Source organism: Akkermansia muciniphila (assembly GCF_030848305.1).
Lineage (GTDB): Bacteria > Verrucomicrobiota > Verrucomicrobiia > Verrucomicrobiales > Akkermansiaceae > Akkermansia > Akkermansia muciniphila_A.
In genome coordinates this window covers 1,378,893-1,405,674 of record NZ_CP114598.1, presented here as the reverse complement: position 1 = coordinate 1,405,674, position 26,782 = coordinate 1,378,893, and the positions used below count along the sequence as shown (strand labels likewise).

Sequence of the window (26,782 nt, the reverse complement as noted above, 5' to 3'; positions counted from 1 at the left end):
CTTCCTTCCCGACATCTTTTTGCGTCACCACGCGAATACGTCGTTTCATTCCGCCTCCCGCCTTCGTATACTGTTTTATCCATCATGGGTTCTTCTATCTGGAACAGACGAGATTTTCTGAAAACCGCCGCGGGAACGGCCGGGTTTCTGGCCGCCATGCCCTGCCTGAACGCCGTGGAAGCCCCGGCGGACGCCAAACCGCTCAAGGTGGGCCTGGTAGGGTGCGGAGGCCGCGGCCTGGGCGCCATGAAGAACGCGCTGGACGCCGACCCCGGAACCGTGGTCTGGGCGCTGGCGGACGTGTTCCAGGAACGGCTCGATTTCGGCACCAACTTGCTGACGGAACAGTACGGCGGCCGCGTCCGGCTGGACAAGAGCCGCCTGTTCAGCGGTCTGGACGGTTACAAGAAACTGCTTCAAACGGATATTGACGTGGCGCTGCTCTGCACCCCTCCCGCTTTCCGCCCGGAACACCTGGCGGCGGCCATTGACGCCGACAAACACATTTATGCGGAAAAACCCGTGGCGGTGGACGTTCCCGGCGTGCTTTCCGTGCTGGAATCCGCACGTCTGGCAAAACTCAAAAACCTGGTGATTCTGGACGGCTTCTGCTGGCGCTACGACAAAGCGAATGAAGAAGCCCACCGCAAGCTTTCCTCCGGGCTGCTGGGCCGCGTGCTTTCCTTTGACGGGTTATATTACACCACTCCCCCCAAGTCTCCGCTGGCCCTGGATTCCCGGCCTGCCTCCGATACGGACGTGGCATGGGCGCTACGCAACTGGACCGCATGGAACTGGCTGAGCGGAGGCCAGTTTGTGGAACAGATCGTCCATACGATTGACGGCATGGTCTGGTCCATGGACGAGCAACTCCCTCTGGCGGCTTTCGGCTCCGGAGGACGCGCCCAGCGCCGGGATGACGGCGACGTATGGGACCATTACGACGTTTATTTTGAGTACGGCCACAACGTGACGGCCCACATCTCATGCAGGCAGTGGGTAGGCTGCCACGGGGAAATCGCGGACCGCACCATTTGCGAAAAAGGAACGCTGGTCACCCCCTACCGCCCCTGCATCCAGGCGGATAACCGCTGGCGTTTCCGCGGGGAGCGCGGCAATATGTACGCAGACACGCACGTGGCCTTTTACCGTTTCCTGCGCTCCGGCGTCTGGACCCAGACGCTGGAAAGCGCGGCCAATAAGACCCTGGCCGCCATTATGGGGCGTGAAGCGGCCCATACGGGCCGGCGCATTACCTGGGAACAGATTAAGAAGAGCTCCACGCGGCTGGCGCCCGAAGACCTGACGATGGATACGCCCCTGCCCCCCGCCCGCATCCCGCGCCCGGGCAGAACGGCCTGACGGAGGCGCCAGCCCTTTCTCCCTACGCTTCATGGCCAACATCTTTCCACCCAACACCAACAGGCGCTTTTACGGGATTGCCGCCCTGACGGCGCTCGCTGCCGCGTTCGCGCTGGGGGGAATCTATTACGTTCATTTCTGCATTCCGGAGTATGAACCCGTGCAGCCCGTCCGCTTTTCCCACAAACTCCATGCCGGAGACCTGAACATGGGCTGCACGGCTTGCCATAGCGCCGCACAGCGGTCACCCAGGGCCGGCATTCCGGACACGAAGTCCTGCCTGGGCTGCCACCAGCATATTCTTCCGGACAGCCCTCTCATCGCCCCCCTGAGGGAGGCGGCGGACCCGCAATATCCCGGCTACACAGGGGAGCCGGTCCGCTGGGTGATGGTCAACCGCCTGTCCGGCCACGCCTATTTTAACCACATGGCCCACCTGAACCGGGGCATCGGCTGCACTTCCTGCCATGGGGACGTGGCGGGCATGGAACGCATCAGGGCTCCACGCGACGCCCGCATGCAATGGTGCCTGGACTGCCACCGCGATCCGGCGCCCCATCTGCGCCCGCTGGAGGAAACGGCCAGTTCCCATTATTCCGCCGCAGATTACCTCCGCACGCATTCCATCCGGGATGAAGAAGGAAAACGCATCCAGACCCCGCTTCAACTGGGAAATTTCCTGAAACGCCAATGGACCATTCAGCCGAAGACGGATTGCACCGCATGCCATCACTAACCACCCTGGCCTGTTTGACATCCGCGGCATTCCCGGATACGGCGTCATCAACGGCACGGGATTCCGTAAAAAACGTTTCCTCCCGTTCCCTGCCGATCCGTGATTGGCCCGGAGACAACAACCGCCGTCAATCACCGCTTGATTTCACTCTCCGGATTTCCTAAAAAAAGCCATTCCTGTTTCATCAATCCCCATCACTGCCCGGTTTGACTTCCCCCCCGCCATTTTCCCAGAATGAAATTCCCCGTAACCACCCCGCTTTTCTTCCCGAAGAAGAGCGGGGAATAACGCGGCGTTCCTTCATGAAATGGATGGGCGCGGGAGCGGCCCTGGCGGGGATAGGGCTTCCGGCCTGCCGCCGTGTGGAAAAATACCTGGTGCCCTACAATGAAGGGCCGGAATGGTCCGTTCCCGGCGTGGAAACGGCTTACGCCACCTGCCTGGCCATGAGCGGAAACGCGCAGCCCGTACTGGCCGCCTGTTATGAAGGACGCCCCGTCAAATTGATTCCCTCCCTGCAATACCCGGAAGGTCCGGGGCTGCCGGCCGCGGCCCAGGCCTCCATTCTGGACCTTTACGACCCCGGCCGCAGCAAGCATATCCTGTTCAACGGCAAGCCGGCCTCCGAAGACGAATTCCGGGGAGCCTTTTCTTCCTGGTCCCGCAACCTTCGGAACGGGGGCAGCGTCGGCCTTCTCCTCCCCCCCTCGAATTCCCCTCTGCTCCATTCCCTGCTGGAGGAAATAACCAGGAAAAACCCGCTCGTGCGCATTTACCGGCATTCCCCTGTGCCCGAACCGGGTTCCGGCATGCAGGCAGGGCTGCCGGAAGAAGTACGATTCCGCGTGCGTTTTGCGCGCGCCAGGCGCATCCTCTCCCTGGATTGCGATTTTCTTCATCAAAACCCCTATGGAAATACGCGCGACTTCATTGCGTCCCGCTCCCCGGAAGGGCTTCATTACAAAGAAGAGAACCCAAACCGTACACGCCTTTACGCTGTAGAGGGCCGCGTTTCCCTGACCGGGGCCCATGCCGACCACAGGCTGCCCGTTTCCCCCGCGCGCCTGGCGTTTTTCCTGGAGGAACTGTTCCGCTATCTTTCCGGCAAAAAAAACTCCGTCCAACCTCCTTCCCCCCGGAAACGGACTGTTCCCTGACGGAAAGGGAACTCGCCTGGCTCCGCTGCTGCGCGGATGACTTATCCGGCCACCCCGGAGAAAGCGTGGTTCTTCTGGGAGACAATCATCCGGAACTGTCCGGCCTTGTCTGGAAGATCAACCGTCTTCTCGGCTCCCTGGGAACATCCATCCAATTATTCAAGGCTCCGCGGCCGGCTCCTTATGGGACGCTGGAGGATTTCATTCGGGACATCAGGGAGAAAAAGGCGGAAATCGTTTTTTTGCTGGACGCGGGAAATCCCGTGCTGGATTCCGGGCGCAGTTCCGGCCTGTCGGAAGCCCTGAACGGGGTGGAAAGCATCCACCTAGGAATGTATGAAGATGAGACCTCCCGCGTCTGCCGCTGGCATCTGCCGGCGGCCCACTTTCTGGAATCATGGGGAGTGGAGCGGGACTGCCGGGGCAGATTCTGCTACCGCCAGCCGGTCATTCTTCCCCTGTACGGGGGCGTTTCTCCGGAAGAAGTGCTCTCCGGCCTGCTTTCCACCAAAGGCCAGCTCACCACAGCGGACAATTCCCCCGCCCGCCTCTCCCCCGTTTACCACAGAGCACGCAAATGCTTTGAACGGGCCGTGAATCCGGAAAATAAAGCGGCGGCCTGGGCCCGGGCGCTCCAGCGCGGTTATTCGGAAGAAACGGCCTATGCCCCCCTGTCCCCGCAGGAAGAAACGGCTCTTGGAACCGCCATGGCACAAACGCCCGCAGCATCTCTCGGAGGCCGCGGGAAAAAACTGGAAAACGGGATGCTGGAACTGCAATTCTGCCCGGACTATTCCGTTGGGGACGGGCGCTGGAAACGCAACGCCTGGATGCAGGAATGCCCGGACCCCGTAACGGGCGTCAGCTGGGCGGCGTCCGCACAGGTCTCCCCCGCCACCTTTCTGCGGCTGGGAGGGTCGGATTCCGAGCCCATGCGCTGCACGCTCGCCGCCCCCTCCATGCAAATGGAAGTCATCCTGTGTCCCGTTCCGGGAGTGGCGGATCATCTCATTGTTCTTCCTCTGGGTTACGGCGGCATCAACCACGTAGCGGAAAAGCAGGAAAATTCCGCCGGATATGAGTTCCGCAGACAAATGGAAGAAACGGCGGCACCCGGCATTGCCCCGGCACAGATTGCTCTGGCCCCCCTTCCGGAGCGTACGGAGGCCGTTCAAAGCCCCGTTATGCAGCCTGCCCCTTTCTCCCGCCATCCCGGCCCGGCCCGCTCCTCCTCTCCCCCTCCCGGCGCGGATGCCGTTTACCAGTGGAAAATGGCCATTGACACGTCCCGCTGCATCGGCTGCAACGCCTGCATGATTGCATGCCGCGCGGAAAATAACATTCCCGTGGTGGGCCGTGACCAGATGGCCAGGGGCCGCGCCCTGGACTGGATACGCATTGACAGGTATTTCACGGAGGAAGGGACGCTCACCGCCATCCCCGTGGCCTGCCAGCAGTGCGGCAGCGCCCCATGCGAATCCGTATGCCCCGTCAATGCCACCGTCCATACTACGGAGGGCCTGAACGCCATGGTGTACGCCCGGTGCTGGGGCACCCGGTACTGCGCAACCAACTGCCCGTACAAGGCGCGGCGCTTCAATTTCTTTGATTACGCCAAAGCATCGGAACGGGCCACGCGCCTTCAGCGCAATCCCAATGTCACCGTCCGCTCCCGCGGCGTCATGGAAAAATGCACCTACTGCGTCCAGATGGTGGAACGCGCCAAAATCAGGCACAAAGCCCGCTTGATGAAGGAGCATCCGGGCCAGCCGTCCACCTCCATTCATGTGACGGCTCAAGACATGCGGCTTCCGGACGGAGCGGCTCAAACGGCCTGCCAGCTCGCATGCCCGATGGGGGCCATCACCTTCGGCAATGCGCTGGACCCCGCCGCAGCCGTTTTCCGCGCCAAGTCCCTGCCGCGCCACCAGGACCTTCTCTCCCGCCTGGGCACGTCTCCCGGCACGGGCTACCTGATTCCGGCAGGAAACCCCAACCCGGCCATGGAGAAATTACACGCCCTGCCCGGAGATTGATGAACAACGGCCCTTCATTAAAAAATAAGGCCGCCTTCTTCGGGAGGCGGCCTTACCAGTCAAAGGTTTTTTGATAAGCAGGTCACTTAATCTTCCACAATTTGCTCTACGGTCGTAATCGTTTCCACCACGTCGATGTTGGCGGCGTCGGCAAAATCATTTACCGCCTTGAGCAGGGCCGGCGTCATCAGCTTATCCTTTTGAATGCGTTCGCAATTTTCCAGCATGTCCACGATGGTGTCCTGGGCATCTCCGTTCAACTTGGTGATGCGGATAGCCTGCTCGGAAGTAAGTTTCATCTTTTCCATGGACTTGTCCAGCTGCTTGGCCTGCTGGGTCAACGCATTGAGCTGCTTGATGGCGATTTCGACAGCGGCGTTGTCCTTGACGTCGTCCAAAACCTTGTTGGCGGACGAAATCAGGTCGATATTCTGTTTGACCATCTGCACGGGATCGGCAGCGTTCTGGGCAATGGCGGAGGCGGAGCATACGATAGCCACCACAGGGAGTACTTGATACGTTTGAATCATTGTTTTATCGGTGTTCGGGTTGAAGAAGAAACATCTTCTTTGCCTCTTTAGACGCATTCCGGCAGGCAAATCGTTGCCCTCTTATCTGTCATGCGCCCCTTACAGGCTGACCGTCAGCAAACGGCAGAAAAATAATCTTAACCGGCCACACGCCTCTCCGCCCCGTTTTCCAGCAGAAAACGGAGAGGGCGGTATTTGGCGGATTCCAGATTGGGATCTTCCGCCAGAATAGCCTCCGCCAGCTGCCGGCCGCGGTGGATCAGGCGCGCGTCCAGCAGCCATTCCTCAAAGCGCACGCCCTTCAGGCCGCTCTGGGACGTGCCCAGCACGTCTCCTGGGCCGCGGAGCCTCAAATCCTGTTCCGCCAGGTCAAACCCGTTCGCCGTAGTCTCCACGATACGCAGCTTCTCCCATTGCTCATCCTCCGGACGGGCAGCCGTCATCAAAATGCAGTAGGACTTGTGCGAACCGCGGCCGATGCGCCCCCGGAGCTGATGAAGCTGGGAAAGCCCGAAGCTTTCCGCGTTGTTGATAATCATCACCGTGGCATTAGGAACATCCACCCCCACCTCCACCACCGTGGTGGACACCAGCACGCTGACGCGGTTGGCGCGGAAGTCCTTCATCACCGCCTCCTTCTCCTCTGAAGACATCCTGCCGTGCAGCAGCCCCACATCCACATGAGGCAGCAGCGCCTTCCACTCGTCCCATTCCTTCGTCACGGCTTTCCCCTTCCGGGAATCCTCCCCGTCAATCAGGGGGGAAACCACGTAAATCTGCCTCCCTTCCTCCAGCTGGTTCCGAACGAATGCCAGCACTTTTTCCTTATCCTTTTCCGTACGGATGGCCGTCACGACGGCCCTGCGCCCCCCCGGCACGCCGTCCAGGATGGAAACGTCAAGCTCCCCGTAAAAAGTCAGCGTCAGCGTACGGGGTATGGGGGTAGCGGTCATCACCAGCACGTCGGGGCGCTCTTCCCGGCCAATCAGCTTCTCCCGCTGGTTCACGCCGAATTTGTGCTGTTCGTCAATCACGACCAGCCCCACGCGCTCCGGCACATTTTTCCCGTACAGCAGGGCATGCGTGCCGACCACAATCCCCCCCTTCTTGCCGAACGACACATGGGATTCCTCCTTCCTGTCCGCCGTCACCAGGGAAACGGGCACATCCAGCCTGTCCAGCATCTGCCGGAACTTCAAATAATGCTGTTCCGCCAGAATTTGCGTGGGAGCCATCATCACGGCGGAATAACCGTGCTCCACAGCCAGGAGCATGGCGCACAGAGCCACCAGCGTCTTCCCGGACCCCACATCCCCCTGGAGCAGGCGGTTCATGGAACGGGGGGCTTTCATATCCCGGTAAATCTCCCTCACGCAGCGCTTCTGGGCCTCCGTCAGCTCAAACGGCAGGGAATCCGCCAAATCCTTCACCAAATGGCAGGAGCCTGCGGTCCGCATGCCGGGCACTTCATCCGCCCGCCTTCTCCTGTAAGCCACATTCAACTGCTGAGCCAGGCATTCCTCCAGCGCAAAACGGCGCCTGGCCCGGTCCCGCGCCTCTGCGGTCTCCGGAAAATGAAGATCCCTCAATGCCGTTTTGCACGGAACGTCCGGCACAAACTCGTACACCTCCGGTTCCGGAACCGGGGAAAGCCCGGACAGCGTCTCCCACACGATTTCCCGCAACCTGCGGACGGCAATCCCCATGCGGCCGCCATACACGGGAACAATGCGGTTCAGATGAATGGACTGCTCATCCCCCTCCCGGATTATTTCAAAATCCGGATGAACCATGCTGAGCTTTTTCCCATACGGTTTCATGCGCCCGTACACAATCATCTCCTGCCCGGCGCACAACATCCTGGCTACGCCCGGCATGCTGAACCACAGGCAGGAAAAACGGGCCTGCCCCAAAGACTGCTCATCCGCCAGCACGGCTTCCACATACCGCCCCCGGCTCTTGCCGCCCCGGCCGCCCCAGCCTTTCCAGCCCACATCCACCACCCTCCCTCTCAAACAGACGGGAACGCCGGAAGACAGGGAATCATAGCGGTCAAACATGCGGCGGTCCTCATACCTGCGCGGAAGCATGAACAGCAAATCCCGTACGGAAGCCATTCCCGCCGCCTGCATGGCCGCCAACTCTCTGGGGCGGATAAAAACGCATTCCTCCAGAGGAGTCGTTAACAGCAATTCTCCAGCCATGAATCCAAAAACATACCCCACCTCAATTCCATCGCGCGCCTCCGTCAGAGCGCCGCGGCGGGACGCGTCTCCAGACAGCGCCTGTAATAGTCTACGCGGGAAATGAACCAGCTCCATTTATGGCCCGGGCGGCCGTTGGTCAGCAGCGGGGCCGGACAATTCTTGCCCGTCCAGTAATAATGGGGAACCACATTGCGGAGCGGAATATGGTACTGTTTCATCAGCACTGCCGTCAGCTTGGCGGAGCGGTTCCAGGTAATGATGGGGTTGTGGCTCCTTACCTCCCCCATCTCAATGCCGATGGAATACATGTCCCCGGGGCCGCCCCGGTCCGCATGGCGCCCCGTCTCATTCAGCGGAATATGCTGGACGGCTTGATACTGGTCCACCGTAAAATGCCAGTTCAGGGACCCCATGGCCCCCCTTTTCAACGCCCGGGCATGCGCCGCGGCGTCACCCTTGGGATTGGCGGTGCTGTGAATCGTGATAAACCGCGGATGCATGGAATGGGCGGCACGACGCGCACGGGAGCGCGGGGACATGAAATCGCGGCTGATATGCACCTCTCTGGACATCTGGGACATGGTGCGCGGCACGGGAGGCGCATTCTGAATCCTGAAGCTGACGGCAGGCGGGCGCGGGGCGTCCGAACACGCCGCCAGCAGAACCGACAGCATCAGAAACGCCACATTTGCCGACAACATTCTAACATTCATGATTCTTCCCTAGACTATCGCGGGCGAGCTGGCAAGCAGATTTCCAGTCAAAACAGTCTTTTTCACTCTTTCCGGAACACGGCGCCAGGAAAAAGGGCGGGCCTGAAGGAAGCCCCGCGCACGGCCCTCCGGCAATCAGGGCAACGCCTTCCCCCGCATGCGGTTTCCATGCCCGAAGAAACAAAACCGCCCCACAAAAAGCCGCACGGGAGACTTGCCAACGGCTATTTCCGCGCGTACACTGTCTGCACCATGAGTACCACTCACGAAGCAGCTAAGAAGTGGGTCGAAGAAATCGCCCAGCTTTGCCAACCCGACTCCATCTACTGGTGCAACGGCTCTCAGGAAGAAAATGACGAGCTTTGCAACATGATGGTAGAAAAGGGCACCTTTATCAAACTGAACCCCGAGAAGCGCCCCGGATGCTTCCTCGCCCGTTCCACCCCCTCCGATGTGGCCCGTGTGGAAGACCGCACGTTCATCTGCAGCGAGAAGGAAGAAGACGCCGGCCCGACCAACCACTGGGCCGATCCCGTTGAAATGAAGGCCAAACTGAAGGGCCTCTTCAATGGCTGCATGAAGGGCCGTACCATGTACGTGATTCCCTTCTGCATGGGTCCCCTGGACTCCCCCCTGGCCAAGATCGGCATTGAAATCACGGACTCTCCCTATGTCGTGACCAACATGCGCATCATGACCAAGATGGGCGAACAGGTTCTCAAGCGCCTTGAAGACGAAGTCAAGGGCGGCGGCAACCCGAAGCGTGACGGTTACGGAACGTTCGTTCCCTGCCTCCACACCGTGGGCGCCCCGCTTGCAGACGGCCAGGTGGACGTGCCGTGGCCCTGCAACGAAGAAAAATACATCTGCCACTTCCCGGAAACGGAAGAAATCTGGTCCTTCGGTTCCGGTTACGGCGGCAACGCCCTGCTCGGCAAAAAGTGCCTGGCCCTGCGCATCGCCTCCGCCATCGCCCGCAAGAACAAGTGGATGGCCGAACACATGCTCCTTCTGGGCATCGAATCCCCGGACGGCACCAAGGCCTACGTCGGCGGCGCATTCCCGTCCGCCTGCGGCAAGACCAACCTGGCCATGCTCGTTCCCCCCGCCTCCTACCGGGAAGCCGGCTGGAAAACCTCCATCATCGGTGACGACATCGCCTGGATCTGGCCCCATGAAGACGGAACCTTCCATGCCATCAACCCGGAAAACGGCTACTTCGGCGTGGCTCCCGGCACGTCCTACAAGACGAACCCGATCGCCATGGACACCATCAGGAAAAACGTCATCTTCACCAACGTCGGCCTGACCGACGACGGCGACGTCTGGTGGGAAGGCATGGACGGCCCCGCTCCCGCCCACGCTATTGACTGGCAGGGCAATGACTGGACCCCGGACTGCGGACGCAAGTGCGCTCATCCGAACGCCCGCTTCACCGCCCCCGCCTCCCAGTGCCCGACGATCGACCCCGAATGGCAGAACCCGGAAGGCGTTTCCCTCTCCGCGATCCTGTTCGGCGGCCGCCGCGCCACCACCATGCCCCTTGTCTTCCAGTCCCGCGACTGGACGCACGGCGTTTACGTCGGCGCGACGATGGGTTCCGAAATGACCGCCGCCGCCTTCGGCAACATCGGTCAGGTTCGCCGCGACCCGATGGCCATGCTTCCCTTCATCGGCTACCATGTGGGCGACTACTGGCAGCACTGGCTGGACATGGGCAAGACCGTCGCCAATCCTCCGCTGATCTTCAACGTGAACTGGTTCCGCAAGGACAAGGACGGCAACTTCATCTGGCCGGGCTACGGCGACAACATGCGCGTTCTCGACTGGATTCTGCGCCGCGCCAAGGGCAAGGCTGAAGGCCAGAAGACCGTGCTGGGCGTCTCCCCGACCTATGCCGAACTGGATAAGACGGGCCTCGACTACAGCGAAGAACAGTTCAACGCCAACATGGCTCTCAACCCGAGCGAATGGCAGGCGGAACTGGAAAGCCAGACTGAACTGTTCGATAAGGTGGGCAAGAAGCTCCCGGCCGAACTGGAAGAACAGCGCCAGCTCCTCATCAAGAGCTTCTCCTAAAGAACCTCATTTAAGAGAAATCTCTTAATACCCGGACACCGCCCTGTTACCAGGGCGGTGTCTTGTTATTCTGAAAAGAGACTTTCCTGAGAATTAAACTCCTTCCATCATTACTCGCGGGATTACTTCTGCACTTTGGCTTCCTGTTCCGCATTGTAGCGGCTTCCGGCAAGGCCAGAAGACCGTGACGGGCATTTCCCCGACCCGCACCGAACAGGAAAGCCAGACCGAACTGTTCGACAAAGCGGGCAACAAACTCCCGGACAGACTGAAAGAACAGCGCCAGATCCTCATCAAGAGCTTTTCTTAAAAAACTCCCCCATTTACAGCCTCCCTCCTAACACATAGAGGCGGCCCACTCAATAGGGAAGGCCTCTTCTGTTTTCCGGCAACGGATTTCAAATCCGTTTTGCAAGGGTAAAGTTCATAATTTTTTCATTTTCTTCATCAAAGAATACAGTCGAATAAATGAGAATACAGAAAATTGTATGGTAAAATATCTTCAAAAAGCTATCTATCAATGAACAAGGCAGGATAAAAATGCGACGGATTTGAAATCCGTTAAATATTTTTGCATTTACCCATTACTTTGATGATGATCAATCCATTTATTAAAAAGTTGTTTGCCTTGGGAACAGGACTGTTTCTCTGTGGTGCGGCACAGGCAGCGGAGACAACCTATACATGGGAATTTTCCTCCGCAGCTCCCGTCATGGGGGGAACTGCTACAGGCAATTTCACGACCTCCCAGGATCCAGAGAAAGGGTTGGTGCTTACCGGCTCCACCTTTGACGAACGCGGTACAAATGTATTCCGGGAAATGCTGAACGGAGCCCTTTCCGGGGAGGGGACCATGAGCATCACCATGGACATCTCATGGGGAGGCAACAATTCCCTTGAGAATATCATTCACGTTGCCCGCAGCGGGAACGGCTTCAGCCTGGGGCTCAGCAACGGGGCCATTTCCATCAACTCCAACGGCAATCTTTCCGCCGCGGGAGCAATCCCGGGAGCCGGACTGACGGCAAACACGTGGACGAAGGTAACCGTTGACATCCTGGGTCATGACGTAACCGTCACTCTTGATGACGGCGCCGCCACCAGCACAGCCACCGCTTCCATCAGCGACATCAACTGGTATACCGGAAACCTTGACGGAGGAGACACTCAAAATGAGATGTACAGCATTGGACACCGCGCCCCCGGTTGGAATAATGACGGCCTGAACGGCACGAAACTGAGTTCGCTCTCCGTTTCTTATGCCGCTGTTCCGGAACCCTCCGCAGCGGCATTGTCCCTGCTCGCGTTCATGGGATTTGCCGCCCGCAGAAGGAGAAAATAATTTCCTCTTCCTCTTTTATACCGGCCGTTCCTTTCTTCCAAAGGAACGGCTTTTTTATTGCGCCAAAGCAATAACGGCGGCGGCGGCGCTCAAACCGGAATGGGTCATGGTCAGGAGCCAGCCCGTAATGCCCAGCTCCCGGGCGGTTACGCCCGCAGCCCCGTGCAGAAGAATGGAAGGGGCCCCCGCATCATTGCGCACCACTTCCACATCCGTAAAAGCGCACTTCGCCCCAATCCCCGTTCCCAGGGCTTTCGCCACGGCTTCCTTGGCCGCAAAGCGGGCCGCCAGGCGCGGGACGGGGTCCGCGTGTTTCCGGCAATAAGCCCACTCATCCGGGGTGCAGATGCGCAACGCAAACGCCTCCCCGTTTTTCTGCAGGGCCTGGCGTACGCGTTCCAGATCCGCCAAATCCATTCCCAATCCTGCAATGCGGCTCATATTCCGGCAATCGGAATTAAATTGAAACGGAAAAATCAGTTCAGGCGGTCGATCGCCTGGCGCATTTCCCTCACGGCCTGTTCCATCCCCACAAAAAGAGCGCGGGAGACAATCGTATGGCCGATATTCAGCTCATGCAGGTAAGGGACGCCAGCCAGCAACTGTTCCAGATTCTGGTAATTGATGCCATGGCCCGCATTCACCTGGATGCCCAGGGAATGGGCCAGTTCCACAGCGCGTTTCAGACGGGCCAGTTCCGCAGCGCGCTCCTTGCCGGAATGGTTGGCAAAACATCCGGTATGCAGCTCAATCATGGGGGCGCCCAGACGGGCGGCAGCCTCCACCTGAGCCGCTTCCGGGTCAATGAACAGGCTCACCTGTATACCGTTGTCGGCCATTCTTGCCATGGTCGGAGCCAGTTCCTTCTCATGAAAAACGGCGTCCAGGCCGCCTTCCGTAGTGATTTCCTCGCGTTTCTCCGGAACCATGCAGATATAGTCCGGTTTCAGCCGCAAGGCAAAATCCACCATTTCCGGGGTATTTCCCATTTCCAGGTTCAGGGGAAGAGCCACGCTCTCCCGGACGCTCAGGGCATCCGCATCCTGCATGTGGCGGCGGTCGCCCCGGACATGGAGGGTGATGGAATCCGCCCCGCCCCTTTGCGCCGCATAAGCGGCATCCAAAACACTCGGCTCCACATTGAAGGAATCCAGCATGGTCGCATAGCGGGCCTGCCTCAATGTGGCGATGTGGTCTATATTTACACCTAGCAGCATATCGGTTTTAAGACAAAGGGACGGGGACGAACATTCAAATTAATGGAGGAAATGCCGGTGTCCCGTAAATACCATGGCAATTCCTGCGGCGTCAGCGGCGGCAATCACTTCCTCGTCGCGGATGGAGCCTCCGGGCTGGATGCAGGCGGTGGCTCCGGCGTCAATGGCGACCTGGAGACCGTCCGCAAACGGGAACATGGCGTCAGACGCTACAACGCTGCCCTTCAGATCCAGTCCGGCCTGTCCGGCCTTCCAGACGGCAATGCGGGCGGAATCCACACGGCTCATCTGCCCGGCGCCGATGCCAAGCGTGCGGTCCGTGCCGCCAAAAACGATGGCGTTGGAATGAACCTGCTTCACGACGCGCCAGTTGAAACGCATGGCGGTCAATTCTTCCTCGGTCGGGGGGCGCTTGGTCACCACCTTGGCCTCCAGATTGTCCAGACCCATCACGTCCGTATCCCGCTTCATGGTCATGAATCCGCCGGGCGCGGAACGGATGATGGGTTCGCGGCGCGCCTGCATCCAGGCTTCCGTGTTCATGCGGATGATGCGGCAATTTTTCTTTTTCTGGAGAATGGCGCGGGCTTCCGCATCATACTCCGGAGCGATGATGACATCCGTGAAAATGGCGCTCAGCACACGGGCCAGGCCTTCCGTCATCGGGCGGTTGACCACGATCACGCCGCCGAAGGGGGCCTGCGTATCCGTTTCAAAAGCCTTCTGCCATGCGTTGCGCAGGTCTTCGTCGTCCTGGCCCACGCCGCAGGGGTTCGTGTGCTTCAAAATGCCCACCGTCGGGCGGCGGAACTGGGTAATCAGCTCGGCGGCCCCTTCAATGTCCAGCACGTTCGTATAGGAAAGCTCCTTGCCCTGGAGCTGGTGGAAAATGTCCCCGAAGCTGCCGTACAGGCTGGCTTCCTGGTGGGGGTTGTCCCCGTAACGCAATTCCTGATACAGGGGAGCGCAGATGCAGAAGCTGCCCTTGGTGCTTTCCGCGCTCTGGTGGCCAAGATAATTCGTGATGGCGTTATCGTAATTGGAGGTGCGCATAAACACCTTCACCGCCAGGTTTTCACGGGTTTTCAGGGTCGTGTCCCCCTTGTGGGTCTGCATTTCATCCAGAATGCGCGCGTAATCCGCGGGGTCCGAAACCACCGTGACGGAAGCGTAATTCTTGGCGGCGGAACGGAGCATGGACGGCCCGCCGATATCTATCTTTTCAATCGCTTCCTCCAGCGTGACTCCGGGCCTGGCGACGGTTTCTTCAAAAGGATACAGGTTCACGCAAACCAGGTCGATGGGCTTGATGCCGTTTTCCTTGGCCTGGCGCACATGCTCCTCATTGTCGCGGCGGTGCAGCAGGCCCCCGTGCACCATGGGATGCAGCGTCTTCAGGCGCCCTTCAAACAACTCAGGCTCTCCGGTATAGTCGGAAATCTCAATCACCGGAAGGCCCAGGCCTTTCAGGAAGGCGGCGGTCCCGCCAGTGGAAATAAGCTCTACTCCAAACTCATGCAGGCCCTTGGCAAACCCCTCCAGGCCCGTCTTGTCGGAAACGGATATCAATGCGCGCTGAATAGCCATAAGATCAAATATCTGTAATGTACCCGCGGCGCCCCCTCCGGGAGGGAACGCGATAAATGCGGTTCCTTTCCCTACATACTACTGCCGCGTGAAGCAAGCGCAATGTCACCAATCATGACAACGGGAAGGATTTTTCCTCCCAAAACATAAAAAAACGCCCTTTTTATCGCTCTTGTCTTGACATTCGGGCGAATACTTACTACTTCAACCGCTCACAAATAACCATTTCTTTTTAGCCATGGCAACGATGGAAGTAATTCTCGCAACAAAAATTGAAGGGCTCGGCGCAGAAGCCGACCTGGTGACCGTTAAGGCTGGCTATGGCCGCAACTACCTCATTCCCAAGGGTCTGGCCCACGAAGCAACGGCATCCAACCGCCGTTTCATCGCCAATCTTCAGGCCGCCCGCGCCAAGCGCGAAGCGGAAGAACTCAGCGCCGCTCAGGAAGTGGCCGCCAAGATCAGCGGACTGACCGTAGACCTCACTCTTGAAGTGGGCCAGGGCGGCAAGGCGTTCGGCGCCATCACCAACCAGAACATTCACGATGCCCTGACCGCTCAGGGAGTGGAAGTGGACCGCCGGGCTATTGAACTCGAAAAACCGATCAAGAGCGAAGGCGAACACGAAGTCGTCATCAAGGTGCATCCCCAGGTGGAAGCCACGCTCAAGGTGGTCGTCAAGGAAAACGCCTAAGAGGCGCGCATCCCTTTTCCGGCAGGCCCGGTTCCCATCCTGGGGACCGGGCCTCTTTTTGTCACCCTTTTTACTTCCCTTCCCTGTACAAACAAGGCATCATGCCCGCGTTGGGCGTCACTCGACCTCATGCGCGGCATCGTTCCATCCCCCCACCCAAATCAACGGCATGATCCGGCTCTATCGTCAAACCCCGGAAGGCATTGAGCGCACCACCCAGGTGGATGCGGCGGAACAGCACTTGGATTCCGTCTTCTGGATTGACCTCCTTACCCCGGAACCGGCGGAAATCAAGTTTGTGGAACGCCTCTGCGGGCTGGAAATGCCGACCTATGACGAAATGCGGGAGATTGAGGCCACCAGCCGTCTGTACACGGAAGACGGGGCGCGCTTCATGACCACCACGGTTCTCAGCCGGGTGGATACGGAATCCCCCTCCCTGTCGGAAATCACCTTCGTCCTCATGGGGGCTAAAATCATCACTATCCGCCATTCGGACTCCTATTCCTTCCGCGTTTTTTCCCACCAGCTCCTGCGCCAGAAGCAGATCAGCCGGGACCAGGTTTTCACCGGTCTTCTGGAAACCATCGTGGACCGGCAGGCGGACGTGCTGGAACGTTTCGGCGCGGAACTGGACCGCCTTTCCAAAAACATTTTCCGCCGGGACGAACCTGAGGGAAAATCCAGCAAGCGTGTGCCCGTCTCCAGCGCCCTGCGCCTGACGCTCCAGGATCTGGGCCGCGTGGGCGACCTGCTCACCCGCCAGCGGGACTGCCTGGTCAACCTTCTGCGCCTGCTCACATACGCCAGCAATGAAGAGGCTCTGGACGACACCAACTCCACGCTGTACATCAAGCTGCGCCCTCTGAGCCGTGACGTCACCTCCCTTTCCGAATACGCCAACTTTCTTTCCAGCAACGTCAACTTCATGCTGGACGCCGTTCTGGGCCTCATCAACATCGAACAGAACGAAATCGTTAAAATCTTCACCGTGGCGGCCGTGGTCTTTATGCCGCCCACTCTGATCGCCAGCATTTACGGCATGAACTTCGCCCACATGCCCGGCCTGGAAAACGAATACGGCTACTACATCTCCCTGGTGGTCATGCTCGTTTCCATCATTCTTCCCCTGGTTTACTTCAGAAGCAGGCGCCTGCTTTGAACGGGGCCTGCCTCAACATCTCCCTCTCCTTCCGTTAAAACTCCTACCGTTTCATTACTGACATGGACTCCAAAATCACCCGCCTGATTGAACAGGCCTCCGTCATTGTCGGCGCCCTCCCCTACCTCCAGGCCTACAGGGACAAAACATTCCTCATTAAATTCGGCGGCAGCGCCATGGATGACGCCCGCCTGGTCAAGAAGCTCATGCGGGACATCGTTCTGCTGGAGGTCCTGGGCTTCAACCCCGTGATCGTCCACGGCGGAGGCAAAGCCATTTCCAAGGCGATGGCGGAGGCGGGGCTGGAAGCCCGTTTCGTCAACGGGCTCCGCGTCACGACTCCGGAAGCCATTTCCATCGTGGAACGCACCCTCTCCGGAACCATCAATCCCGGCCTGGTCCAAATGTTCCGCGACTACGGCGGCAAGGGCGTAGGCATCCCCGGCACGGAAATCTTCGTGGGGGAACGCATCCATGAAAAAGATGAACAGGGCAACCCCATAGATATCGGTGAAGTGGGCAACGTCATCGGTTGTCTGACGGAGCGCATCACGGAAGCGCTGGAACTTCAGATCACTCCCATCGTCTCTCCGCTGGCAAAAGAGCTGGGAACCCATAAACCGCTCAATGTGAACGCAGACCTGGCGGCAGCCGCCCTGGCCAAGGAACTCAAGCCGGTGAAGCTTATTTATATCTCCGATGTCCCCGGAATCATGAAAGACCCTTCGGATCCCTCCACCCTCATTAAATCCGTCACGCGTACGGAAGCCCTCGACCTCATCAAGGACGGCACCGTGTCCGGCGGCATGATTCCCAAAATCCACTCCGCCATTGACGCCCTGAACGCGGGCGTGCGCAAAGTGCATTTCATTGACGGACGCCTGCCCCATACCCTGCTGCTGGAAATTTTCACTCCGGACGGCATCGGCACGGAAATCATCCGTGAACAACGCTGATTCCCCGCCATGAGATTTTCCTTCTTTCTCCCGGCCCTGTCCCTGCTGGCGGCATCCTGTTCCATGCAGCCCACTCCCGACAGCCTCTCCGGCTCCTGGATCCAACCCGTCCCCGGACAGCCCGGGAACGTGCAGGGAATGCGGCTCCTGCCGGACGGCAGGGCCGTCTCCATCAACATGCACACGCTTCTCTACCAAAGCTGGCAGCTGGACGGCAACCGCCTGACCCTGACAGGGAAAAGCATGGGAAACGGCAATTCCTCCCTCTTCACCGCTACCTCCACCATTGACAGCCTCAGCAGAAACACGCTGATTCTGGACACGGACGGAACCCGGGAGACGTACACCCGCATGCCGGACGCGGACGGGAGATAAGCCCCCCCCCCCGCGGCTGCCGTCATTCATCGTCCAGCAGGGACTTGTTGGCCGCCTTCGCCAGCTCGCAATTCGGGCATTTGTCCATCAGGCGGTCCATCAGGGCTTCAATGCGGGCATCCTTCGCCATCAACTGTTCATCCTTCTTTTTGAGCAGATTCAGCGTATAGTTCACGGCAATCGTCAGAACGCCCAGGCCTCCGATGGCTCCGGCGGAAGACACGGCCGTGTCTGCGGAAATATTGCCCAGGATCGTCGTGCATCCCCCTATGGAAAACAAACACCTGGCTATGGAAAAATTCATCATGGGTCCCGTCTAGCAGACAGTTTTCCCGCCTGCATCACGCCCAACCCGTCCGCATCTTTTGCCCGGCATGGGCGGCAGCAAAATTGCCGCCTGATGCACACACTTTCCTCCGTTGCCGCATTTCCTTCTTCGGCTTTGCGGCGTTTATGCTAAAGTGGCGCCAACCTGCCCGGTCCGGGGCCAGCAATACTTCATTTCATCCAATAGAAAGGCATCAACATCATGCATATGGCGGACGGCTTCATCTCACCGGCGGCAGGCTGTACCATGTGGGCGGCTTCCGCTGCAATGACAATGCTCTGCGCGCACAAAGTCAGGCAGGAAAAAGAAATGCGGCTCGTCCCGCTCATGGGCGTGCTGGGGGCCTTCATCTTCGCCTGCCAGATGCTGAATTTCACCATTCCGGGCACCGGATCCAGCGGCCATCTGGGCGGCGGCCTCATCCTGGCAATTCTTTTGGGACCGTATGCGGGTTTTCTGGTCATGGCGGCCATCCTGGCGGTGCAGGCGCTTTTCTTTGCGGACGGAGGGCTGCTGGCCCTGGGCTGCAACATCTTCAACATGGGCTTCTTCTCCTGCCTGGTGGCCTACCCCTTCATTTACAGGCCCCTGGCCGGCAAACACCCCGGCACGGGCCGTATTACGCTGTCCAGCGTCACCGCCGCCGTCATCGGGCTTCAGATGGGAGCCTTCGCCGTCGTCCTGGAAACAACGGCCTCCGGCATCTCAGCACTGCCCTTCGCCCAATTCGTGGAACTGATGCTGCCCATTCATCTGGCCATCGGCGCCGTAGAAGGGCTTGCTACGGCCGCCGTCGTCATCTTCATCAGCAAGGCACAGCCATCCCTGCTGCGCCCGGCCGATTTGGAAACCGGAACCGCCAAAAAAGCATCTTGGACCGTGTTGGGCATCTTTGCGGTAGCGGCCCTGCTCTGCGGGGCCGCCCTCTCCTGGTTCGCCTCCGCCTATCCTGACGGACTGGAATGGTCTGTAGCCGGCGTCACCGGGTCGGAAGAAGCCAGATTGGCGGAACCGTCCCCCCTCCATCAAAGTCTGGAAACCGTCCAGGCGGCCACCGCCATCATGCCGGATTACGCCTTTCCCGCCGGTGACGGGGCAAACACCGCAGAAACGGAATCCGCTTCTTCCATTGTCAACCCTGAAACGAGCATGGCCGGCGTGCTGGGAAGCGCCATTATCGCAGCCCTTATTTTTGCGGCCGGTTTCCTGTTCGGCAGAAAACCGCACAGCCGCTGCCCCCGCTGACCCTTCCCATGCCGCTTTTTACGGACGCCTCACAGCAATTCCGCCAAATGGACCGGTTTTCCTGCGGAAATACCGGCATTCACCGTCTGGACGTCCGCATTAAAATCGGAACTTTCCTCGTCTATCAAATCTGCGTTCTTTCCTGGCCTCCGCAGGAAATCACGGGGCTCCTGCCTTTCTTCCTGTTCCCGGTCTGCGTCATCCGCCTGGCGGGCCTTCCCCTGGGCTACCTTCTGAAACGCGCCCTGTGGCTGCTGCCCGTCGCCGTCATGATCGGCATCTTCAACCCTCTGGTGGACAGAACTCCCATGGGAGAATGGTTCGGCATCCCCGTCACGCAGGGCATGATTTCCTTCATCTCCATCATCCTGAGGTGCATGCTCACCATCCTGGGCGCCTTCACCCTGTTGGCCTCCACCGGCTTTGCGCCTCTCTGCCGCGGCCTGAGGCAGCTCGGCGCCCCGCGCATTCTTATCACGCTGATGGCCTTCCTGTACCGGTACGCCTTTATCCTGGTGGATGAATGCCAACATATGCTGATGGCCTTCCGTTCCCGGCGGGGAAGCTCCGGGCCCATCCCTCTTTCCACGTGGGGGGCTATGGCCGGACAGCTCCTGCTGCGGACATTCGGGCGGGCGGAACGCATTTACCAGGCCGTCCTGTGCAGAGGCGGGGAAGACCCTGAATTCGTCAGTTCCCGCAGCGTCATCACCGGACGCGGCGCAGCGGGAGGCCTTCTTTTCTGCGTTCTCGTCATTCTGTTCCGCTGTTTCAACATCACCATGCTCGCGGGCCAGTGCGCCCGCAGCCTCATCCCATGAGCCACCACCTTGTAGAAACCATTGACCTGTGTTTCAGCTACCCGGATTCCCCTCCGGCGCTGAACGGCGTCTCCCTGCGCATCACCCACGGGGAATCCGTTGCCGTCGTAGGCGGGAACGGCGCGGGGAAATCCACGCTGCTGCTCCACCTCAACGGTTTGCTGACTCCCTCCTCCGGCCAGGTACGGGTAGGGGACATTCCCGTGACCCCCAAAACCGTCGCACGCGTCCGGGAAAGCGTGGGAATGGTCTTCCAGCAGGCGGAAGACCAGCTATTCATGCCTACTGTCCGGGAAGACGTGGCTTTCGGGCCGCTCAACATGGGGCTCCCCCCGGAGGAAATCCGCCGCCGCGTGGAACAGGCCCTGCGGGATGTTCACGCGGAAGCCCTGGCAGACAAAATGACCCATCACCTTTCCGGAGGGGAAAAACGGGCCGTCTCCATCGCCACGGTCCTCTCCATGAGCCCGGACATCCTGGTGCTGGACGAACCGAGCGCCAACCTGGACCCCGCCTCCCGCCGTACCCTCATCAGCCTGTTGCGCCAGTTCACCCATACCAAAATCATTGCTACCCATGATCTGGACATGGTCATGGATCTGTGCACGCGCTGCATCGTAATGAAAGACGGCTCCATCCTGGCAGACGCTCCCGTTCCGGACATCTTCGCGGACCGCTCCCTGCTGGAAGAAGCGCGCCTGGAACAACCCCTCAGCTACCTCCTGATGCGGCAGGAGAGGCAACGGAACAATTCCGGAGCATCCTGAAAAAACCTCATACAAACTCCAGCCGGGCTTCCGGCAGGGACTTGAGAAAACGCATCCCATACCTCTTGGTAGCTACGCGCGGATCAAGAATCACCACCATGCCGGAATCGCTCCTGGTGCGGATCAGCCGCCCTACCCCCTGCCGCAGCTTCAAAATGGCTACAGGCACGGAATATTCGTAAAACGGATTCCCCCCGCGTTCCCTGATACTCTCAAAGCGGGACTCCACAAGCGGATGATCCGGCACTTCAAACGGCAGGCGCGTGACAATAACGTTGGAAAGAGATTCTCCCGGCACATCCACCCCGGTCCAGAAACTGTCCGTTCCGAAAAGCACGCTGTCCACATCCTTCCGGAACGCCTCCAGCATGGCATGCCGCTGCATATCCTGCCCCTGCACATACAGCGTCCAGCCCTGTTCCTCGCAAAAAGGGCGCACTTTCTCCGCCGCTTGGACCATCAGCCGATAGCTGGTGAACAGCACGAAAGCCCTGCCGCGGGACTCCGCCAGATACCTTTTAATCCATTCCGGCAGAACTTCCGCATACTCCGGCTGGTCCGGCTCCGGCATGGAACGGGCTACAATCAGCCGCATCTGCTCCCGGTAATTGAACGGGCTTCCGATCTGAAGCTTCCGAACGCTTTCCGCCCCTACGCGCCCCGCAAAATAACTCATGTCCGCATCTCCGGTCCCCAGCGTGGCGGAAGTCAGAATGGCGGAACGTCCGGCGGAAAACAGGCGTTCCCTCAAAATATCCCCCACCTCCACGGGCGCGGAGCACACGCTCATGTTCCTTCCATCCGGACCGGACCGCTCCGCCCAATATACGTGACCTTCCTCCGTCATGTCCATCAGCGCCTTCAGGGAAGCCTGCGCCTCCTCCATCCGGGCGGCCATATCCGCCAGTTCATCCTTCACGGCCGCATTTTCCTCCTGCTTCTCCCTCTCCGTTTTCAATTCCCCGATCAATTCCATCAAAGGCTGTGAAAGAATATCCTGAGACCACTCCGGCTGAAGAATGCGGACAATCTTTCCGGAACCCGCAAACCCCAGGTCATCCCGCGCATTCTGGAAAAACAGGCCGGAGGCGTCCATGACGTCCTGAACCCTCTGGAACAGGGCCGGATTGTTCAGCGGTTTCAGCAATCCCTTGTGCGTGCGCGGATTGTACATCCGCAGCAACTCATAATTCAAATGCGGTTCCGAGAGCTGGACGCCAAGCTGGCGGGCGGCGATGTTCTCAATCATATGGGCCTCGTCCAGAATCACAAAATCTCCGGGAAACACGAACCCCGCCTCCTCGGAATCCTCCGCCTGGGCCATCAGCCCGAAAAACAGGGTATGGTTAAGCACCACCACTTTGGCCTCCAGAACCCGCTTGCGGGCTATCTGGTACGGGCAGGAAGGGCCGCAATGGCGCATGCTGCACGCATGCGGTTCGCTGCATACCATAGCCCATACCTTGGAAGACGGCCGGAATGCCATATCGCTCAGGGTGCCGTCCTGCGTTCTCAGGGCCCAGTCCTGGATCCTCTTCAACTCCGCGGCCTCACCCTGCGTAAAGAGGGAATCCATCTGCGCCAGAGCACGCCGCAGACGGGTATGGCACAGGTAATTCTGCCTTCCCTTCAGCAGGGCGGCGGAAAAATCAATCCCCAGGGCGGTGCGCAGCAACGGAATATCCTTGTTGAACAACTGCTCCTGCAAATTGATGGTATGCGTGGAAATCACCGCCTTCCGGTCAAAATCCAGGGCAAACTTCACCGCCGGCAGCAAATACCCCAGGGACTTGCCCACGCCTGTGCCGGCCTCCACCAGCAGGGGGGCATCCACCTGGAGCGCCCTCGCCACAGCCAGAGCCATGCTCTGCTGCTCCGCCCGGTATTCAAAATCCCTGGCGCGGGAAAACAGCCCGTCCGGGGCAAATGCCCGGTGGACATAAGCCTCAAAAGCGCTAGCGCCTTCCACGCCCTCTTCCCCGGCGGCCTTCATATGCGGGAACACGCCCCCCTACTGGCCCAAGGGAAGCTGGCGGGAAGAAACCGGCGGAAGATTCACCTTTTCAGGCAAGTCGTAGAACATGGAGCGCAGACCGTTCGCATTCATCCTGGAAGCGTCGATGAACGTCCAGGGCCCCTTATCCTTCAAATCCTTCACCAGCACCAGAACACCGGTATTCTCCACCTTCACGGGCACCCCGTCCGGACGCTTCATGGAAATAACCATCCGCGTGGGAAGGACCACCAGAACTTCGCTTCCGCCCTTCACCAGATGTTCCGCCGCAGGCTGGCCTATTTCATACGTCTCCACCACCATGCCGCGCTCCTTCATCACGGCGGAGGCGGCCCGCATCTTTTCCCTCATGGTTTCCATGAAAGAGGCCTCCCCGCCCGGAAAGGAAGCGACAAGCTGCTTCTTCATGGGAGGGTACATCTTCTCAATCATCCACATCATATCGCCCGTCTTCACCGCCCCGGAAAGCTCCCGGGCGGCCCGGACGGCGCTGTCCCCGTATTCACCGGCCTGGACGGCGCACACGGCCGCCATCATCATGCCTGCCAACAAACTCTTAATCATGGACGGAGTGTAACGGCATGCCTCCCCCTCCGTCAAGGCAAGGCCTTCCGCGGAATCATGTTTTTACCGCACGTCATCCTGCATCACCAGGCCGGACCACATCCATAAAGTGGGGTCCAGCTCCCGGGCGGCATCCTCCATCAGCGCGCGTCCGGCTCCTTCATCCTCCACCACGGCGAACATGGTGGAACCGGAACCGGACATCATGGCGCCGCGCACCCCGGGGCGCCCCACCAGCCAGCGCTTCATTTCCGCCAGGAATAAATGCTTTTCAAATACGGGCCTTTCCAGATCATTGACCAGCACATGGCCGTCCACATCCTGCTCCCCGTAGGGAATGCCGGGCAATTCCCGGGAACCGGACCAGCGGCGGTAGGCGTCCGGCGTGGAAACACCAAACGACGGCTTTAATAAGACAATCCTGGGACGCCAATCCTTCCACTCCGGCAAAGGCTCCACCTTCTCCCCGCGCCCGGTGCAGCGGCTCGCCGCGCCATAAATGAAAAACCCCACGTCGGAACCGATTTCCCCGCCCAGCTCCGCCAGACGCTCCCGGGACAAACCTCCGCGTTCCAGCTCATTGAGGGTGCGCAGCACGCATGCGGCGTCACTGCTGCCGCCGCCCAGCCCCGCGCCATGGGGCACCTTCTTCACCAGGCGGACATGCCACGGCATGGGCCTTCCCAGCTCCCGCTCCATCAGACGTCCCGCTTTCATGATCAGGTTGCTTTCATCCAGAGGCACACCCGGAGCGTCACAGCTCATTTCCAGACGGGCCGCCGGGGAAAACTCCAGCACATCGCACAAATCCAGGGGAACCATCACCGTATCCACCTCATGGAAGCCGTCCGGCCTCTTTCCCAGAATGCGGAGGGAAACGTTCACTTTGCACGGAGCCTTGCAACTGATCATACGCCGTGGATTCCACCAAGGGACGGCCTCCGGGTCAAGCTCCATCGAACGCAAACGGACGGCCCCTCATTTTTTCTTCGCAAATTCCGGGGGCGCCGCTATAATAAGCGCGACCCCGTTGCACATGGCTTACGACGAAAACAGCATCAAAACCCTGGATTGGAGGGAACACATCCGCATGCGCCCGGGGATGTACATCGGCAAACTGGGTGATGGAGCTTCTCCGGACGACGGCATTTACGTCCTTCTGAAAGAAGTCGTCGACAACTCAATCGACGAATTCGTCATGGGGTTCGGCAAAAAAATCACCATTGACGTGACTCCGGACGGCCTGTGCGAAGTGCGCGACTTCGGCCGCGGCATCCCACTGGGCAAACTGCTGGACTGCGCCGCAAAAATCAACACCGGAGCCAAATATGACAGCGACGCCTTCAAAAAATCCGTAGGCCTCAACGGAGTGGGCATCAAGGCGGTCAACGCCCTGGCCGACTTTTTTGAAATCCAGGCCTACCGCGACGGGGAGACGCGGTCCTACCAGTTCTGCCGCGGAAAGGAAATCCCCAAGGGACGGAAGGACGGCGCCACGGAGGAACCCAACGGCACCCGAACGGCGTTCCACGCGGACCCGGACATTTTTCCCGCGGCCACGCAATTCCGGCCGGAGTATATCGAAAAAATGTGCAGATACTACTCCTACCTCAACAAAGGGCTGGCCCTGCATTTCAACGGCCGCCGCTACATCTCCAAAAACGGGTTGCTGGACCTGCTTGCGGAAGCGATGAGCGAGGAACCATTGTACCCCATCATCCATCTGGAAGGGCATGACATTGAAGTGGCCTTCACCCATGGCGGCCAATACGGGGAGGAGCACTACTCCTTCGTCAACGGGCAGCACACCACCCAGGGAGGCACCCACCAGGCGGCATTCCGGGAAGCCATCGTCAAAACCCTGAGGGACTTCTTCAAGAAAAATTATGAGGCAGGGGACATCCGTTCCTCCCTCGTAGCCGCCATCTCCATCAAGGTGAAGGAACCCGTTTTCGAATCCCAGACCAAAACCAAGCTGGGGTCCAACACCATCAGCCCGGAAGGGGAAACCATCCGCACCTTTGTGGGCAACTTCATTGCCAGGGAGCTGGACAACTACCTGCACAAAAACCCGGAGACGGCCAAAGCCCTGGAAGCCAAGATCAAGGACTCCGAACGGGACCGCAAGGAACTCTCCGGCATCCAGAAACTGGCGCGCGAAAACGCCCGCAAGGCTAAAATTCACAACAAGAATCTCCGGGACTGCCGGGTGCATTACAACTCCAAGCACTCCCGCGCCGGTGAAACCACCCTCTTCATTACGGAAGGCATCTCCGCCTCCGGCTCCATCACGACGGCGCGCGACGCGGAAACCCAGGCCGTTTTCTCCCTCCGGGGCAAACCGCTGAACTCCTTCGGCATGAGCCGCAAAGTCGTCTATGAAAATGAGGAATTCAACTTCCTCCAGCATGCCCTGAACATTGAAAACGGTCTGGAGGAACTGCGCTACGACAAAGTAGTCATCGCCACGGACGCCGATGACGACGGAATGCACATCCGCATCCTGCTGATGACATTTTTCATCCAGTTCTTTCCGGAATTGATCCGGGAGGGGCACCTCTTCATCCTCCAGACGCCCCTCTTCCGCGTGCGCAACAAGCAGCAAACCATCTACTGCTACTCGGACGCAGAAAGGGAGGAAGCCATCAGCCTGCTGGGGAAAAATCCGGAAATTACCCGGTTCAAAGGCCTGGGAGAAATCTCCCCCCAGGAATTCAAGGCATTTATCGGGGAAGGAATGCGCCTGGACCGCGTCCGGCTGGAAGACTCCCACAAGGTGAAAGACCTGCTGTCCTTCTACATGGGAAAAAACACGCGGGAAAGACAGGAATACATCTTGAAAAACTTGCGTGTTGAACTGGATCCGGTCATGGACTAGAGTAACGGAGCA

The 26,782-nt window shown here is 59.3% G+C and carries 25 protein-coding genes; 15 read left to right on the top strand and 10 right to left on the bottom strand.

The genetic code is table 11. The features are described from left to right. The first annotated feature begins 84 nt into the window (after positions 1 to 84). From O4G22_RS06165 to O4G22_RS06150, 4 genes are all read left to right on the top strand, one after another. Positions 85 to 1,362: a Gfo/Idh/MocA family protein gene (locus tag O4G22_RS06165; RefSeq protein ID WP_297668354.1), complete on the top strand. Its 1,278-nt coding sequence runs from the start codon at positions 85 to 87 to the stop codon at positions 1,360 to 1,362. A gap of 31 nt (positions 1,363 to 1,393) precedes the next feature. Then, positions 1,394 to 2,098 carry a cytochrome c3 family protein gene (locus tag O4G22_RS06160; RefSeq protein WP_306701281.1) on the top strand — a complete coding sequence of 235 codons (705 nt, stop codon included), beginning with the start codon at positions 1,394 to 1,396 and terminating at the stop codon, positions 2,096 to 2,098. A gap of 206 nt (positions 2,099 to 2,304) precedes the next feature. Continuing rightward, positions 2,305 to 3,255 (top strand): twin-arginine translocation signal domain-containing protein, encoded by a 951-nt coding sequence (locus O4G22_RS06155; protein WP_430538349.1) that lies wholly within the window; start codon positions 2,305 to 2,307, stop codon positions 3,253 to 3,255. 65 nt (positions 3,256 to 3,320) lie between these two features. Further along, positions 3,321 to 5,291, top strand: a complete 1,971-nt coding sequence (locus O4G22_RS06150; RefSeq protein ID WP_306713827.1) for a 4Fe-4S dicluster domain-containing protein — start codon at positions 3,321 to 3,323, stop codon at positions 5,289 to 5,291. Positions 5,292 to 5,377: 86 nt separating this feature from the next. Here O4G22_RS06150 and O4G22_RS06145 read toward each other — a convergent pair whose 3' ends face one another. From O4G22_RS06145 to O4G22_RS06135, 3 genes are all read right to left on the bottom strand, one after another. Beyond that, positions 5,378 to 5,821, bottom strand: coding sequence for a hypothetical protein (locus tag O4G22_RS06145; RefSeq protein WP_290488340.1), 444 nt, complete (start codon positions 5,819 to 5,821; stop codon positions 5,378 to 5,380). Positions 5,822 to 5,958: 137 nt separating this feature from the next. Further along, positions 5,959 to 8,025 (bottom strand): ATP-dependent DNA helicase RecG, encoded by a 2,067-nt coding sequence (gene recG, locus O4G22_RS06140; RefSeq protein WP_306701278.1) that lies wholly within the window; start codon positions 8,023 to 8,025, stop codon positions 5,959 to 5,961. Between the two features lie 44 nt (positions 8,026 to 8,069). Continuing rightward, positions 8,070 to 8,741, bottom strand: coding sequence for a peptidoglycan recognition protein family protein (locus tag O4G22_RS06135; RefSeq protein WP_306701276.1), 672 nt, complete (start codon positions 8,739 to 8,741; stop codon positions 8,070 to 8,072). 252 nt (positions 8,742 to 8,993) lie between these two features. Here O4G22_RS06135 and O4G22_RS06130 point away from each other — a divergent pair, with 252 nt between their 5' ends. The 3 genes from O4G22_RS06130 (at position 8,994) to O4G22_RS06120 (ending at position 12,162) form a co-directional block, all read left to right on the top strand. After that, on the top strand, positions 8,994 to 10,820 hold the full coding sequence (locus tag O4G22_RS06130) for a phosphoenolpyruvate carboxykinase (GTP) (RefSeq protein WP_297668349.1): 1,827 nt from the start codon (positions 8,994 to 8,996) through the stop codon (positions 10,818 to 10,820). A 184-nt stretch (positions 10,821 to 11,004) separates the two neighbouring features. Then, complete coding sequence (locus O4G22_RS06125) at positions 11,005 to 11,130, top strand: hypothetical protein (protein ID WP_306701275.1); 126 nt, start codon at positions 11,005 to 11,007, stop codon at positions 11,128 to 11,130. A 282-nt stretch (positions 11,131 to 11,412) separates the two neighbouring features. Continuing rightward, positions 11,413 to 12,162 (top strand): PEP-CTERM sorting domain-containing protein, encoded by a 750-nt coding sequence (locus O4G22_RS06120; RefSeq protein ID WP_306701274.1) that lies wholly within the window; start codon positions 11,413 to 11,415, stop codon positions 12,160 to 12,162. A gap of 54 nt (positions 12,163 to 12,216) precedes the next feature. Here O4G22_RS06120 and acpS read toward each other — a convergent pair whose 3' ends face one another. The 3 genes from acpS to purH are packed head-to-tail and all read right to left on the bottom strand — an operon-like array spanning position 12,217 to position 14,966. Continuing rightward, positions 12,217 to 12,603, bottom strand: a complete 387-nt coding sequence (gene acpS / locus O4G22_RS06115) for a holo-ACP synthase (protein ID WP_094135921.1) — start codon at positions 12,601 to 12,603, stop codon at positions 12,217 to 12,219. A gap of 35 nt (positions 12,604 to 12,638) precedes the next feature. After that, a complete protein-coding gene (locus tag O4G22_RS06110; protein WP_306701273.1) occupies positions 12,639 to 13,379 on the bottom strand; it encodes a pyridoxine 5'-phosphate synthase in 741 nt (246 codons plus the stop codon). A gap of 39 nt (positions 13,380 to 13,418) precedes the next feature. Then, positions 13,419 to 14,966: a bifunctional phosphoribosylaminoimidazolecarboxamide formyltransferase/IMP cyclohydrolase gene (gene purH, locus O4G22_RS06105; RefSeq protein ID WP_094135919.1), complete on the bottom strand. Its 1,548-nt coding sequence runs from the start codon at positions 14,964 to 14,966 to the stop codon at positions 13,419 to 13,421. A gap of 238 nt (positions 14,967 to 15,204) precedes the next feature. On the opposite strand from purH, the gene rplI reads away from it, so the two are divergent. The 4 genes from rplI to O4G22_RS06085 all read left to right on the top strand — a co-directional run bounded on the left by rplI (position 15,205) and on the right by O4G22_RS06085 (position 18,153). Next, positions 15,205 to 15,660, top strand: a complete 456-nt coding sequence (rplI, locus tag O4G22_RS06100; RefSeq protein ID WP_022197022.1) for a 50S ribosomal protein L9 — start codon at positions 15,205 to 15,207, stop codon at positions 15,658 to 15,660. A gap of 169 nt (positions 15,661 to 15,829) precedes the next feature. Beyond that, positions 15,830 to 16,822, top strand: coding sequence for a magnesium transporter CorA family protein (locus O4G22_RS06095; protein WP_094135918.1), 993 nt, complete (start codon positions 15,830 to 15,832; stop codon positions 16,820 to 16,822). Positions 16,823 to 16,884: 62 nt separating this feature from the next. Further along, complete coding sequence (argB, locus tag O4G22_RS06090) at positions 16,885 to 17,778, top strand: acetylglutamate kinase (RefSeq protein WP_012420243.1); 894 nt, start codon at positions 16,885 to 16,887, stop codon at positions 17,776 to 17,778. A gap of 9 nt (positions 17,779 to 17,787) precedes the next feature. Next, positions 17,788 to 18,153 (top strand): lipocalin family protein, encoded by a 366-nt coding sequence (locus O4G22_RS06085; RefSeq protein WP_297673820.1) that lies wholly within the window; start codon positions 17,788 to 17,790, stop codon positions 18,151 to 18,153. 22 nt (positions 18,154 to 18,175) lie between these two features. Here the strand turns inward: O4G22_RS06085 and O4G22_RS06080 are convergent, their stop codons facing one another. After that, positions 18,176 to 18,460 (bottom strand): hypothetical protein, encoded by a 285-nt coding sequence (locus O4G22_RS06080; protein WP_094135916.1) that lies wholly within the window; start codon positions 18,458 to 18,460, stop codon positions 18,176 to 18,178. A gap of 222 nt (positions 18,461 to 18,682) precedes the next feature. Here O4G22_RS06080 and O4G22_RS06075 point away from each other — a divergent pair, with 222 nt between their 5' ends. The 3 genes from O4G22_RS06075 to O4G22_RS06065 are packed head-to-tail and all read left to right on the top strand — an operon-like array spanning position 18,683 to position 21,314. Then, positions 18,683 to 19,726 carry an energy-coupling factor ABC transporter permease gene (locus tag O4G22_RS06075; protein ID WP_306701272.1) on the top strand — a complete coding sequence of 348 codons (1,044 nt, stop codon included), beginning with the start codon at positions 18,683 to 18,685 and terminating at the stop codon, positions 19,724 to 19,726. Positions 19,727 to 19,734: 8 nt separating this feature from the next. After that, positions 19,735 to 20,547, top strand: a complete 813-nt coding sequence (locus O4G22_RS06070) for an energy-coupling factor transporter transmembrane component T family protein (RefSeq protein WP_306701270.1) — start codon at positions 19,735 to 19,737, stop codon at positions 20,545 to 20,547. After that, on the top strand, positions 20,544 to 21,314 hold the full coding sequence (locus tag O4G22_RS06065) for an energy-coupling factor ABC transporter ATP-binding protein (protein ID WP_102741536.1): 771 nt from the start codon (positions 20,544 to 20,546) through the stop codon (positions 21,312 to 21,314). Before O4G22_RS06070 ends, O4G22_RS06065 begins: the two co-directional genes overlap by 4 nt. 7 nt (positions 21,315 to 21,321) lie before the next feature. Here the strand turns inward: O4G22_RS06065 and O4G22_RS06060 are convergent, their stop codons facing one another. The 3 genes from O4G22_RS06060 to ispE form a co-directional block, all read right to left on the bottom strand. Then, positions 21,322 to 23,307 carry an ATP-dependent DNA helicase gene (locus tag O4G22_RS06060; RefSeq protein ID WP_306701269.1) on the bottom strand — a complete coding sequence of 662 codons (1,986 nt, stop codon included), beginning with the start codon at positions 23,305 to 23,307 and terminating at the stop codon, positions 21,322 to 21,324. Positions 23,308 to 23,325: 18 nt separating this feature from the next. After that, positions 23,326 to 23,892 carry a hypothetical protein gene (locus tag O4G22_RS06055; RefSeq protein WP_306701268.1) on the bottom strand — a complete coding sequence of 189 codons (567 nt, stop codon included), beginning with the start codon at positions 23,890 to 23,892 and terminating at the stop codon, positions 23,326 to 23,328. Between the two features lie 63 nt (positions 23,893 to 23,955). Then, positions 23,956 to 24,804: a 4-(cytidine 5'-diphospho)-2-C-methyl-D-erythritol kinase gene (gene ispE / locus O4G22_RS06050; RefSeq protein WP_306701266.1), complete on the bottom strand. Its 849-nt coding sequence runs from the start codon at positions 24,802 to 24,804 to the stop codon at positions 23,956 to 23,958. Between the two features lie 124 nt (positions 24,805 to 24,928). Between ispE and O4G22_RS06045 the strand changes: the two genes are divergently transcribed. Then, the gene (locus O4G22_RS06045; RefSeq protein WP_306701265.1) at positions 24,929 to 26,770 is read left to right on the top strand and encodes a DNA topoisomerase IV subunit B; all 1,842 of its coding nucleotides are present in this window, start codon (positions 24,929 to 24,931) and stop codon (positions 26,768 to 26,770) included. Positions 26,771 to 26,782 lie beyond the last annotated feature (12 nt).

What these genes read in the sequence shown, in the direction of transcription:
- O4G22_RS06110 (WP_306701273.1), bottom strand. Translation starts at nt 13,379, where the DNA reads ATGCTGCTAGGTGTAAATATAGACCACATCGCCACATTGAGGCAGGCC.
- acpS (WP_094135921.1), bottom strand. Translation starts at nt 12,603, where the DNA reads ATGAGCCGCATTGCAGGATTGGGAATGGATTTGGCGGATCTGGAACGC.
- O4G22_RS06045 (WP_306701265.1), top strand. Translation starts at nt 24,929, where the DNA reads ATGGCTTACGACGAAAACAGCATCAAAACCCTGGATTGGAGGGAACAC.
- argB (WP_012420243.1), top strand. Translation starts at nt 16,885, where the DNA reads ATGGACTCCAAAATCACCCGCCTGATTGAACAGGCCTCCGTCATTGTC.
- O4G22_RS06075 (WP_306701272.1), top strand. Translation starts at nt 18,683, where the DNA reads ATGCATATGGCGGACGGCTTCATCTCACCGGCGGCAGGCTGTACCATG.
- O4G22_RS06065 (WP_102741536.1), top strand. Translation starts at nt 20,544, where the DNA reads ATGAGCCACCACCTTGTAGAAACCATTGACCTGTGTTTCAGCTACCCG.
- rplI (WP_022197022.1), top strand. Translation starts at nt 15,205, where the DNA reads ATGGCAACGATGGAAGTAATTCTCGCAACAAAAATTGAAGGGCTCGGC.
- O4G22_RS06095 (WP_094135918.1), top strand. Translation starts at nt 15,830, where the DNA reads ATGATCCGGCTCTATCGTCAAACCCCGGAAGGCATTGAGCGCACCACC.
- O4G22_RS06085 (WP_297673820.1), top strand. Translation starts at nt 17,788, where the DNA reads ATGAGATTTTCCTTCTTTCTCCCGGCCCTGTCCCTGCTGGCGGCATCC.
- O4G22_RS06070 (WP_306701270.1), top strand. Translation starts at nt 19,735, where the DNA reads ATGCCGCTTTTTACGGACGCCTCACAGCAATTCCGCCAAATGGACCGG.
- O4G22_RS06055 (WP_306701268.1), bottom strand. Translation starts at nt 23,892, where the DNA reads ATGATTAAGAGTTTGTTGGCAGGCATGATGATGGCGGCCGTGTGCGCC.
- O4G22_RS06135 (WP_306701276.1), bottom strand. Translation starts at nt 8,741, where the DNA reads ATGAATGTTAGAATGTTGTCGGCAAATGTGGCGTTTCTGATGCTGTCG.
- O4G22_RS06145 (WP_290488340.1), bottom strand. Translation starts at nt 5,821, where the DNA reads ATGATTCAAACGTATCAAGTACTCCCTGTGGTGGCTATCGTATGCTCC.
- O4G22_RS06130 (WP_297668349.1), top strand. Translation starts at nt 8,994, where the DNA reads ATGAGTACCACTCACGAAGCAGCTAAGAAGTGGGTCGAAGAAATCGCC.
- purH (WP_094135919.1), bottom strand. Translation starts at nt 14,966, where the DNA reads ATGGCTATTCAGCGCGCATTGATATCCGTTTCCGACAAGACGGGCCTG.
- ispE (WP_306701266.1), bottom strand. Translation starts at nt 24,804, where the DNA reads ATGATCAGTTGCAAGGCTCCGTGCAAAGTGAACGTTTCCCTCCGCATT.
- O4G22_RS06080 (WP_094135916.1), bottom strand. Translation starts at nt 18,460, where the DNA reads ATGATGAATTTTTCCATAGCCAGGTGTTTGTTTTCCATAGGGGGATGC.
- recG (WP_306701278.1), bottom strand. Translation starts at nt 8,025, where the DNA reads ATGGCTGGAGAATTGCTGTTAACGACTCCTCTGGAGGAATGCGTTTTT.
- O4G22_RS06165 (WP_297668354.1), top strand. Translation starts at nt 85, where the DNA reads ATGGGTTCTTCTATCTGGAACAGACGAGATTTTCTGAAAACCGCCGCG.
- O4G22_RS06060 (WP_306701269.1), bottom strand. Translation starts at nt 23,307, where the DNA reads ATGAAGGCCGCCGGGGAAGAGGGCGTGGAAGGCGCTAGCGCTTTTGAG.
- O4G22_RS06160 (WP_306701281.1), top strand. Translation starts at nt 1,394, where the DNA reads ATGGCCAACATCTTTCCACCCAACACCAACAGGCGCTTTTACGGGATT.
- O4G22_RS06120 (WP_306701274.1), top strand. Translation starts at nt 11,413, where the DNA reads ATGATGATCAATCCATTTATTAAAAAGTTGTTTGCCTTGGGAACAGGA.